General features: G+C 48.3%; 6 protein-coding genes. All 6 read right to left on the bottom strand.

What is annotated here, in order from left to right; all coding sequences use genetic code 11:
* Positions 1-3: 3 nt before the first annotated feature.
* The 6 genes from NCI00_RS10265 to NCI00_RS10240 all read right to left on the bottom strand — a co-directional run bounded on the left by NCI00_RS10265 (position 4) and on the right by NCI00_RS10240 (position 11,625).
* Positions 4-2,040 carry a sensor histidine kinase gene (locus tag NCI00_RS10265; protein ID WP_253527126.1) on the bottom strand — a complete coding sequence of 679 codons (2,037 nt, stop codon included), beginning with the start codon at positions 2,038-2,040 and terminating at the stop codon, positions 4-6.
* A 38-nt stretch (positions 2,041-2,078) separates the two neighbouring features.
* The gene (locus NCI00_RS10260; RefSeq protein WP_253527123.1) at positions 2,079-4,517 is read right to left on the bottom strand and encodes an outer membrane beta-barrel protein; all 2,439 of its coding nucleotides are present in this window, start codon (positions 4,515-4,517) and stop codon (positions 2,079-2,081) included.
* 115 nt (positions 4,518-4,632) lie between these two features.
* Positions 4,633-6,033 (bottom strand): sialate O-acetylesterase, encoded by a 1,401-nt coding sequence (locus NCI00_RS10255; protein ID WP_253527120.1) that lies wholly within the window; start codon positions 6,031-6,033, stop codon positions 4,633-4,635.
* 236 nt (positions 6,034-6,269) lie between these two features.
* Positions 6,270-7,136 (bottom strand): CE1 family esterase, encoded by an 867-nt coding sequence (locus NCI00_RS10250; protein ID WP_253527117.1) that lies wholly within the window; start codon positions 7,134-7,136, stop codon positions 6,270-6,272.
* Positions 7,137-7,192: 56 nt separating this feature from the next.
* The gene (locus NCI00_RS10245) at positions 7,193-8,779 is read right to left on the bottom strand and encodes an arylsulfatase (RefSeq protein WP_253527114.1); all 1,587 of its coding nucleotides are present in this window, start codon (positions 8,777-8,779) and stop codon (positions 7,193-7,195) included.
* 68 nt (positions 8,780-8,847) lie between these two features.
* Positions 8,848-11,625 (bottom strand): glycoside hydrolase family 2 protein, encoded by a 2,778-nt coding sequence (locus tag NCI00_RS10240; RefSeq protein ID WP_253527111.1) that lies wholly within the window; start codon positions 11,623-11,625, stop codon positions 8,848-8,850.
* Between the last annotated feature and the right edge of the window lie 99 nt (positions 11,626-11,724).

The raw sequence follows: 11,724 nt of genomic DNA, 5'->3' as shown, positions 1-11,724 counted from the left end.
GATTTATTGGGGATTCAAACTTACGGTCGCCGCTGACCCACCTTCGCCTTCGTCGTCCACTGCTCCAGCGGCCCGGCCCAAGAGGGAATTGGTATTAAGTCTTTTCAGGGCGGGATGGGTTGAGGCTTTAGAAAAGTTAGATGGAGTCAATGTAGATTCTTTGGTGCAGATCATAACCATTTCCACAATCGTTCCCATTCCTTCCCTCGAAAAAACATTTACTTCAAAACTACCTTCATTGGCTCGTTTTTGAAAGTTTCTCAGGCCGTTGCCTTCGGCGTTTTGGGTACAATTAAACCCTTGTCCATCGTCCGAAATTCGGACATGTAAATCAGTAATTTGCTGACAGATATGCACTTTGACATTGGCGGCATTAGCGTGTTTGACAATGTTGTGGAGGGCTTCCTTGTACACCAGATAAATATTACGGCGCTGTTCCATACTAAACACGGGCAGTTGTGCGGTGGGCACTTCATTCTCAAAAACAAAGGCGATGTCGTGGGTAGTGAGCAGTTTAAAACCCACGGCTTGCATCTTTTCGAGGAGTTTTTCGGGGGCATCGTTGTCAGGATTCAAAGCCCAAACGGTATCTCGAATGGTGTGAATAGCTTCTTCGGAATCGGTTTTGATTTGGACTAAAATAGCGTTTGTGTCTGGATTGTTGCTGCCATTTTTTTTCTGAATCACCTTGGCCGAAGTGGCAATGCTGGTGAGGGTGGCACCCACTTCGTCGTGCAGGTCGCGGGCAATCTCATCGCGGATTTGGAGGAGTTTGTTTTGGTGGCGCAGGTTTTCTTGGAGTTGGACGATGAGTTGCTGCTGGGTTTGGAATTGCTCTTTTCGGTGTTGGCTGACGCGTTCGGCTAACACAAACCCCAACAGAACTATTTCCAGTAATGAGCCAATAAAATAGAAATTGTTGTATGGATAATGAGGCAGCCAAGAAATGTCATAAAGGGCTAAGATAGCGATAATCATCGAAGTCAACCCAATACTAAACGCCAGTGCGTACCACCGTACTTTTTGAAAATCCCTGATACTTACATACACAACGGCAATCAATAATAAAAATAAACTAATAGCCAGATACCCCACATATTCAATACCTAACCAATGCGTTACAATACGCATCACCGAGTAAGGCGGCCCGAAAAACCCACTAATCATCTGATGCAGGTAAGCTGCCACATCTAACCCAAGCCAAAAAATGAGTAGGTAATAAAGGAACTTAGAATATTTTTTGAGGTTGGTAAATTTGATTAAAAAAATAGTCCACACGCCCAAAAAGACCAAATGAATAGGATAATACGGACGGAATTGGGCATACCAAGAGTCTTGTCCGAAAAATTCTAAAAGATATCCACTGCGGTCTATAAACCAGTGAGTATTGGCAAAAACAAATAAAGCATACCAACCGATGAGCGGGTCGCGGAGTCGAAAATAAAAGACAAGTGCGTACAAAAAAACCAAAAAATACACGCCGGCCAACCCACCATGCCAAAAACCAATTTGCTTTTGATAAAGAAGGGCATTGCCCATGTCGGTGAGTTGCAGATAGTCATTGTAAAAGTCAACGATGGAAAACTCTGCTGCAAGATAAACCGTACGTGGCTGTTTACCTAAGGAAGCTAAGGCTTGTGCAATAGGGGCTAATCGCTCCGAAAACGGGGTATTGGAAGGTAGTTTTTGAATGGTCAATAGGCCTTTTTCATCTACTGTATATACCTCCAGTCTGGTAAATCTCCATTGGGTTGAAAGCAAAACCAATTCCCTTTCAGTCTGATTATTGACGTTAAATCTCAGCCATATTGTTCCCAATCGAATCCCCAATTGAATGGCCCCCTGTCGGTTCATAGGTTTGAAGGAGTCCAAGGGATAACGTGCTATCTGTTCATAGGTAAGTTGATGGGTTAAGTCTTCGTAATAGTAGGCGCAGGGCGCAACCGTGCGTGTGCGTTGACCATCACTAATGGTCAGCACAGGCTGTGCCCAAGCCGGTAGGTGGATGCCAATGAGTAGGAAGAAGAGCAGGGTTCGCATTAGTAGCAGATTTGTTATACAAGATAAGGATAATCATTCTAAAACTGAACTCTGCTCCGTTCTTCTTCGGCACCTCGGCGTTGGCGGGTGGTTTTGACTTTTTGATTGCCAAAACTACACGAGTACGTCAATTTCACTACGCGCGGCTCAAACTTCATTTTTGCCTGAAAATCAAACTGTTGAGTTGAAAATGAGGTATACCATCGTAACGTGTTTGTCCAAAAAATATCGTTGATGTTTAGCCGAAACATGCCTTTATTATTGGGTAATACTTTCTGAATACCCGCGATTACGTTGGTTCGGCTGCGTAAGTTCATGACCCCCGCCGGAATAAGTGATAGGTACTGCACGTTTAATTCAGCGGTCCAACGTTTGCCGAGGTTGAAGATATGCACAGAATTGGCATTTCCGTAATAGATGCGTTGACTGAAAGGCCCAATGTCAAACTGCGATTGCGAACTGCGGTAATACCCCGCCAAATTATTTTGCACTTTCCACCATGACACAAGCGTCAACGGAAAGGTTATTTCTACTGACAATACATCAGAACGGTCGAAATTTTGGGTAATGTGAATCAATTCGGGACGACCAGGATACGTAACGGGTTGGTGTTTGTTGATGACATCCCGTTCGCGACCATACCCCACCCAGAAAAAATAAGCCCCCTTGAACCCATAGCCTGCCCTAAGGCTACTGTTGTAGGCGGGTTTTAGGGCGATGTTACCCACGTAGTAGGTATTGGGGTCGGTGATAAAAAAATTAGGAATCAGTTCGGTAAAGACGGGGCGCGTCAAGCGGCGACTGTAAGCAAGGTTAAGGGTGTGTAGTTTTCCGACTTGGTGCTTGAGCGAAGCGCTCGGAAACAGATTGAGGTAGCGTCGGTCGAGGAGGGGTTTACCGTCCGCCGATTGGATGTTGGTATGCGTATTTTCGGCCCGGAGACCGCCTTGAAAATCAGTTTTAGGGCCGAGTTTTCCCGTAAAATTGGCGTAGGCCGCCCCAATTGTTTCACGGAAAAGGGCTTTATTGGTCAAGTCGGGGTCTATGGTGAGCAGTCCGTCTATGTTGCGTTCCACGCCGAGGGCGTTGTCAATGTGCGATAGGTTGATTTTAAAACCACTCTCCATTTTCCACTTTTTACCCAAAGATCGCGCATAATCAGCACGCAAGACCCCAAACTGAATACCCGTTTCTTTGGTGGTTTTCATGGATTTGATGGGCAAAACCGAAGGGTCGATAGTCATAAATTGGGTAATGTCAAAGGTATTGATGCCATTGTTCTCATACCATTGATAATCAGCGTCAATGGTAAGGGTATGTTGGCGGGCGGTGGTATGCGAAAGCCCCACGCTTGCGCCCCAATTTCGCCACGGCGTATCTTCCATCCACGTCAGTTCCGACGTAGTAAACGGCTGGGATTGCCCCGCAATGCGGGTATTAGAGGAATTGTAAGAGATGACATCCCGCTTGTTGAGTAAACCCTGCACTTGTGCCGAAAGCACGGTTCGTTTGGTCAGTAAAATATCGGCTCCGACCCTAAAATCGGCGTTTTTGGTGATGGGGTAGCGGTCGGAATATTGTTCGTTTCGCCAAATTGCCCCTTGCACGGATTGGTTGCGAATCGGTAAAAAATCAAACCAACCGCGGTCGTAATTGTAAGAAGTATTGGCAAACAAATTCACCCTTCCTCGATTGTGATTAATGGAAAAGCTCCCGTTGGTTTTCTCGAACTTGCCATACCCTGCCATGAGTGAAAAACTCCCGTTGGTTCCTTCGCCCTGTTTGCGCTTGAGGACAATGTTTATCAAACCCGCATTTCCCTCCGCATCGTACCGCGCCGAAGGATTAGTGATGAGTTCGATTGTTTCGACGTAGTCGGCGTTCATTCCGCTGAGCATTTGTACCAATGTTTCCAGCGGTAGCCGCGAGAGTTTACCATTGAGCATCACCATCACCCCCGACTTTCCGCCAAGGGCAATGTTACTGTTTTGGCGGTCTACCCGCACGCCCGGCGAGCGTTCGAGTACGTCCAAGACCGAACCACCCGCCGCCGTCATCATGGCCGAAGGATTGATGACCAACTTATCAAGTTGTTGTTCAAAAATTGGCTTTTGGGCAATGACCGTCACCTCGTTGAGTTGCTTTTCGAGGGCATTTGCCGTGAGGGTAGCCAATTGGTGCGTTCCTTCAGCGTCTTTAAGGGCAAACGGTGCGGAGTAGGCATTGCGATAGCCCACCATGCTCGTAGTGACTAAATACTGTCCAGTTTTGAGGCCTTCAAAAGCAAATAGGCCCGCCTCATTGGCCACCGCCCCCTTGGCCATCGAAGAATCTTTGGCGCTGATTAACAGCACATTGGCAAAGGCCAGAGGCTGCCCGTTGGTAGATTGCACCCTACCTGTAAGGCTACGTTGGGCAAAGCTAAAACTACTTTCCAGAAGAAGCAATAAACAAAGGAGGCGAGAAATGGCTGACATATCAATGTAGATTGTTTAATTGATACATCAAAGTTCTCGAATTACGAATGATTGTACCATCCCCAATTCTGGTAGTCTTGAAAGCTACTTTTCAACAGTCCGCCAAAACCATCCGTTACTTTCCCAATTTCCAATCATCTGTCCGAAACGGAATGGCGGGTAACCCCTCTTTGTTGAACAAATTTGGTACGGGCGTATCCCGAAACGCAAAACGCACCGCAACGGGCTGACTAACCTTTTCGGAGGTGACTTCAACGGCGTTGTTTTTAACAATTCGGGCCTGTGCTTTGTAAAATACGCGGTCTGCCCCCGCCACTTCAAACTCCGTCAACGGGCCTCCTTTGGCGGCAAGGCCACTTTCGGCGTGGTCAAACGAAACAATGGCTTTGGCACCGTCTACTTGCAGAGATTTATACTGCGGGCTTTTGTAGTTTCCGTTTTTCTGATGGTAAGTCTCCGCCAATGCCCAGACCGCCAACCGATTACCAACTTCTTTTTTATACGCGGGATGAATGTTATTCAAATCATCCACTAAATCGGTAATGACCACCATCCCTGATTTTGGAATATCCATGGCGCGGGTTTGCATCTCGCGCACGGCGGGGGCTTTAAATTCGGTGGTATCGCGGTAGTTGAAAGGGGCAATTTGAACGTAATAAAACGGAAAGTCTTTCTGCCACGCGCCCCGCCACGTATCCACCATCAGGTGCATAAGTTGGTAGTACGTAGAAGGATAATGGCGGTTGGACTCGCCCTGATACCACAAAGCCCCCGCTATGGCAAACGGCGTGAGCGGAGCCACCATGCCGTTGTAAATATATCCCGCCTGTCGCGGCCATCCTTTGCTCGGAATCATGGTTTCGGCCGAGGTACGGGTGTTGGGGAAGAGATTGACCAAATGCTCGGGAATCCACGATTCGATGTACGAACCGCCCCATGCTACGTCAATCAGGCCGATGGGCACATTGAGCGATTGATTGAGTTTCTTACCGAAAAAATATCCCACGGCACTGAACCGCTTCAACGTCAGCGAATCGCAAATCGTCCAAGTTCCTTTGGCGTCGGTTTGGGGCGTTTCGGCGGTGAGTTTGGGCATTTTGAAAAAACGAATGTTGGCATTGTAGGCCGTGGGCAACTCTGCCTTGGCATCTTTTACGCCGTGGTCGGCGCTCCATTCCATGTTGGATTGACCAGCACACAGCCACACCTCACCCATGAGGACGTTTTCCAGCACAATCCTGTTACGCCCCTGAATCGTCAACGTATACGACCCGCCTCCTGCTTTGGTGGTAGCAATGGTTAATTTCCAAACGGCATTTTCGTTGGTCACCACACTGACCGTTTCACTTTGCCAACTTCCCGAAACTGTTACCCTCTCGCCCGGCTGCGCCCATCCCCACACGGTGACGTTGGCCTGCTGCTGCAACACCATATTACTACTAAAAATAGCCGGCAAGTACACATCGGCAACGGCGAATAGTGGGGAGAGAAGGAGGAGAAGGAAGAGTTTTTTCATTTTTTTAGGGAGGGGGAGGGAATAATTTTTTGTGTTAAAATACTGTAAAGTTCAGGGCTAAAGCCCGATATATGTCCTGGTTTCCAAGCCCCACGCTAAAGCATGGGGTTAAAAGAGCGCTTGCCGTTGTTGGTGTTTTTTACCAATAATCTCCCTTCCAAGCACGATGCTGGAAAAGATTCAGGTTTTGAGAATTGCTGCGGCTTACCGCCCTAATGCACGTATAGGCCCGTGCATCACTCAATCATTTGCCGCTTAAAAAACGCCCATGCTTCCAGATACACATCAATATCACGCGGGGAATTGTGCTCACCGTTCAGTACTTTCAGGAGGGTCACTTCGGGCTTTCCAGGTTCTTTGTACGTATAGCGCTCAATGGTGCGGCCATCGGTTGGGTCGGTATCGGGCAGCGCCTCCATTTTGGGGCTGCCTGCATATCCCGCCAGTTCAGACCAATATTTGAACGTCCGGTCGGTAGAGCGAACAAAACCAAGGCTAATGCCGTTGGTCAGCACCTCTCCACCAGCGTAGGGGTTGGTGCGGTCGGCCGTACCGTTGACAATCATTACCGGAATCGCCATGCGTTTTTCGACGCAGTCCATGTTATTGGTGTCGGGTAAGTTGGCAATAAGCGCGGTAATGGCCCTGAACTGTTCGGGCATCGTCAGCGCCAACTTATACGCCATGTGCCCGCCGCCCGAAGTGCCTACCGCAAATACTTTTTTAGGATTGATGCCGTATTTTTTCTCGAAATAGGTAATCATGGATTGAAAAAACGCATTGTCGTTGATGTTTTCCATGTTTGCAGCCGACTGCGCCGTTTTCCTACATTCGTTCCAATATTTTTTATACCCATCAGGATATACCATCAAAATATTCTCATTGGGCGCGACGGCTTCCAATTTCTGGGCTCCGTTTCGCTGTCCACGCCCGTTGCCCCCTGAGCCGTGCAAAACAAACAGCAAAGAAGACTGCTTATCGGCAGGTGCTAGAAAATGAAAGGTACGGTAATGACCTTCAATCAGCACCGAGTCGCTCACCAGTTGGCAGTGGGCAGTATAGACGAAAAATATCGTAAAGAAGAGAAATAGATTTTTTGGCATAACAAAGCTTGTCTACACAAATTCAAGTGATAATCAATTTATTAATAAACAACCTCTCATTTTCTCACTCCCACTTTCTCGGCCCATTGGCGGTATTTTTCGGTTAACTGGGCAACAATTTCGGGGTGGGCCTGCGCCAAATCTTGGGTTTCGGTACGGTCGTTTTCTATGTCGTAGAGTTCCCATTGACTTTTGCCTTTCATTCCTACCAACTTCCATTTTCCTTGTCGTATGGCGCGGTTGTCGAAATGTTCCCACGCGATATAGTCGTGTCCTTTGCGGGTTTTTCCCTGCAAAATGGGCATCAAACTTTTGCCTTCGATGGGCTTAAGGCTCTGTTGGTTCATCGTAAGGGGTTGTTTCACCTGCGCAACTTCCAAAATTGTCGGAAGGAGGTCGATGATATGCCCAACTTGCGAGGTTTGGAAAGGCTTTTTTATGACATTTGGATAATGGACAATCATGGGTGTAGCGATGCCTCCTTCGTGCGTAAACTGCTTGTACATCCGGAAAGGGGTATTGCCCAAAGCGGCCCATTCTTTACTATACGTGGTATATGAGCCTTTTTGGCCCGCTGGCGTTGTCAACGAAATGGCGTATGCTGCTTCGCCCAAATCTTTTTTGGCGCGGGCATCCAGCACTTCGGCGCAGGCTCCATTGTCTGATAAAAACACAATCATCGTATTATTGAGCTGTCCGTTGGCGCGTAGTTTTTCAACGATTTTTCCAATGCCCGCATCCATGCGGCTCACCATGGCGGCGTAGGTAGCCATTTTCAAATCCCATTCGTCTTGGTTGGTGGTGTTTTCCCAAGCGGCAATGTCGACATCACGCTCGGGCAGCGCGTATTTTTTGCCAAAGAGGCCCATTTTTTGTTGATTCAAAAACCGCTCTTTTCTCAATTCATCCCAACCTCGCTTGTACTTACCCCGAAACTTTTGGATTTCTTCATCGGGCGCGTGCAACGGCCAATGCGGCGCGGTGTAAGCAACGTACATAAAGAAGGGCTGTTTCGTTTTTTCGTTGGACGAAATATACTCCACGGCTTTGTCGCTGATGGCGTCGGTCATGTAAAAATCCTTGGGCGGGTTATATGGCTCGTTGTCTTCCAACATCAACCGACCGGGCAACACCTCATAATAGCTCGTGGCTCCGCTGATGAGGCCAAAATATTTATCAAAACCGCGCTGCAACGGCCAATCGACGCGCTCTTCGCCCACGTGCCATTTGCCCGACATAAATGTCTGATAACCTGCCGTTTTTAGCACTTCGGCCACGGTGGCAGTTTGCCTACTTAGCCAGCCTTGGTAGGGATTTTCTTGCGCACGGTCTTTTACCTTCGTCACCACCATTTCGCCCATTCCTGCCTGATGCGGGTACACCCCCGTCAGCAACGCCGCCCGACTAGGACAGCAACGGGCCGCGTTGTAAAATTGCGTGAATTTGGTGCCATTTTTAGCCAGATTGTCCAAGTGAGGCGTGGGGATTTCAGAACCGTAACAGCCGATGTCGCTAAAACCCATATCATCGGCCATGATGACGATGATGTTGGGCTTAACGGTGGCGGTGGGTGGGCCAAAACTTAATCCGCTCAGGCCCAAGAAGACCAGCGACGCGACGGTAAATCTATATTTTGTTTTCATACGAATCAGTTGAAAAAAGACAGGTTTTGAGAAGCAGTTTTCTCAAAACCTGCGTTAATATCACGCCCTTACTTTACTTTCACGATAACCGTCGGGTCAAAGGGGTACATGCCAAATTTTTCGCCGTAAATCGCTAAACCACCGTTGCCTTCAACCGCCAAACGCAACACCAATTCGCCCGTTTGGATGGCTTTCTGGATGGCCTCATTGGGTACATTTACTTCCAAACGATAGCCGTAGCTGCCTGCTTCGCGCAGTTTACGGTTTTGGGGTTGATAGTGCCACGACAATACCCCCCGGTGGTCGGCAGGATCGTCGGGCAGGTTGAGTTTTCCTGCTGCTACCCCGTTGAAACTGATGGCCACATCGCTCGGAAACTTAGTTTCATCGGTCATAGGATAAGAATTAGGATTGAGGCTATTGTCAAACGTACCACCACCGAGCATGTAGTTGTCGGCAATTTTCACGTCACCGCTTTTGTCTTTACCAAACAACTGTTTGGCGGAGGCTTCCATGATGAACGACGCCCCGTTGACGTTGTCAGCTTTTAGGTCGGTTGGCCATTTAATTTTGTATTCAAAATAACCACTTCCAGCACCGTTCACTTTCAATCCGTCCAACACATCCCACTGCTTCATTGACCATTTTGCATCGCTAAATTTATTCGGTGCAATGGTCAATAATCGTTGTTTTTCTCCACCGCCCGTCACTATTTCGGCAGCTTGGGGTTTCTCTATGATGTACATATTGAAGTTCCGACTCAAGATATTGCCCTTGGCATCCTGCAACGTCAGCGCCAACACCGCCACCGATTTTTCGGAAGGCATCACCACGTACAACGGCGCGATTGCCTGCTGAATCCACGGGCTGTACGGGACTTTTTTGGTAAAACTCTGCCACTTTTTGGCTTGCCCAAAAGCATCCCAGCCGTTCAGTTCTACTTTCAGGGTCAGTTCATTGCCCAAATCAGTGCGCCCCGTCATCGACGAAATCGTTAGGGGTACCTGCACCACTTCGGTCGGGCGCACGCTGTGTGAAATATCCTGACCCGTAGTGACATAAATATCGGCGTGCAAATCTTTGAGACTCATACCCGGCACAAAGGCTTCCAAGCCCGTGAACTTTTGGGTACGGTCAAATTTAAAATAACCGTTCCACTCGTTGATTACGTCGTGGTGCTCGGTGTACAACCACCCCGCCACCAACGGATATTTACGAAACGTATTGACCGAGCGGTGATAATCCCACGTCCAATCCACGTCGCCAGAACTGCCATCGTAGCCCCACACGTTGCCAAATTCGGAGTTGATGTTGGGCTGTCGGCCCACTTTGTAGCCCTTTTCAAAATTAAAGGTAGAGCCTTCGTACGTTTTGGTGGTCAAGTTTTTAAGGTAGTCTTCCCATCCGTAGCCGGGCAGATACTCATGCCACGAGTTGAGGTCGGTTTCGGTATGGCCCGCGCCGCAGCAGATTGAATTATCTTCAATCAAACGGCTCGGGTCCAGTGCTTTGGCTTTGCGGTACATGCTTGCCACCCACTGCTGGGTTTCGGGCAAGTATTTATCTACTTTTTTGCCGTTTTCTTCTACTTTGGTCTTTAATCCCCAGGTTTCATTGAAGAGAATCCACGAAAAAATGGCAGGGTGATTGAAATCTCGTTTGATGAGTTGGGGCAACACCCGCTCCGACTCAGCCCGGGCTTCGGCGTTGGGTTGTCCCCAGAAATTGGGTAAATCAGACATAACCAACAGCCCCATTTTATCCGCCCAATACAACTTACGCGGTACGTCAATTTTGATGTGCGTCCGGATGCCGTTTAGGCCAATATCCTTGGCCAATTTTATCTCATTTTTCATAAACTCATCCGTCGGGAAGGTATAAAAACCCTCTGGATGGTACGATTGGTCGAGCGCGAGTTGGAGATAAATCGGCTGATTATTAAGCGCGACATACGGAAAATTGGTCCCGGGCAGATTGACCACCGAAATCTTACGCATTCCGAAATAACTTTTAATCTTATCTGCTCCCAACTCCGCCTCCACTTCGTACAGGTGCGGATTTTCCAGCGTCCAAAGTTTAAAATCAGGGATAGAAACGTCAAACATCAGTTGCGTTTGCCCCTTTCCAATGGTTTGAGAAACAGGCGCAGATACACCCGCGATGTTGAGTTTCAGCGCCAAATCTTGCGAAGCAGGTTTGGGCAAAGTGGCCGTCACCTGAACCTTGCCTTTGTCAATATCGGGCGTAAAATGCAGGGTTTCGAGGTAATCATTGGCGCGCGCTTCCAGATAAATGGTTTGCCAAATGCCCCGGGCGTTGCCGTAGCCCTGTTTGCCATATAGTGCATAGTCACGGCGTACGTCGTCTACCCGAATCACCATTTTTTGACTCGCTCCTGCTTTCAGGCTTGCCGCAGGCAACTCAAATTCAAAAGGCACATAGCCCCCTTCAAACGAGCCGAGCTCTTTGCCACCAAACCAAACGGTGGTTTTGTAATCACTGGCCCCAATGACCACAAAAACGCGCTGCCCTTTCCAGTCTTTGGGAATAGAAATCGTGCGCTGATACCACGCAATGTCGGCTTCATCTTTTACTCCCGATAGCGGCGCTCCCCACGGAAACGGCACGTGGATGGTCAGGGGGAATTTTTGAGTGCCTTTGCCCCAACCCTGTTTCAGACCAGCATCTTCTTTATCGAACCGAAACTCCCAGTCGCCGTTGAGGTTGAGCCAGTTCGCACGTTCCCAATCAGGACGCGGGTGTTCGGGCAGCGGTATATTGGTTTGGGCAGTAAGGGTCTGCATCCCGAAAAGCAATAAACAAAGGTAGATAGAGAAACGAAGCATATAGAATAGATATGTTTATGACAAAAAACGCAACTATTATTTAAAGCAATTTTATCCCTTAAACTAATGCTTTCCTTACATTTGTAGCCTTCCTATCAA

This window comes from Runella salmonicolor (assembly GCF_024158025.1).
Taxonomy (GTDB): domain Bacteria; phylum Bacteroidota; class Bacteroidia; order Cytophagales; family Spirosomataceae; genus Runella; species Runella salmonicolor.
The sequence above is the reverse complement of the archived record's forward strand: the minus strand, read 5'-3'. Positions and strand labels throughout refer to the sequence as shown.

Excerpts from the sequence above, each read along its gene's own strand:
- NCI00_RS10240 (WP_253527111.1), bottom strand. The coding sequence starts at position 11,625 with ATGCTTCGTTTCTCTATCTACCTTTGTTTATTGCTTTTCGGGATGCAG.
- NCI00_RS10260 (WP_253527123.1), bottom strand. The coding sequence starts at position 4,517 with ATGTCAGCCATTTCTCGCCTCCTTTGTTTATTGCTTCTTCTGGAAAGT.
- NCI00_RS10245 (WP_253527114.1), bottom strand. The coding sequence starts at position 8,779 with ATGAAAACAAAATATAGATTTACCGTCGCGTCGCTGGTCTTCTTGGGC.
- NCI00_RS10250 (WP_253527117.1), bottom strand. The coding sequence starts at position 7,136 with ATGCCAAAAAATCTATTTCTCTTCTTTACGATATTTTTCGTCTATACT.
- NCI00_RS10255 (WP_253527120.1), bottom strand. The coding sequence starts at position 6,033 with ATGAAAAAACTCTTCCTTCTCCTCCTTCTCTCCCCACTATTCGCCGTT.
- NCI00_RS10265 (WP_253527126.1), bottom strand. The coding sequence starts at position 2,040 with ATGCGAACCCTGCTCTTCTTCCTACTCATTGGCATCCACCTACCGGCT.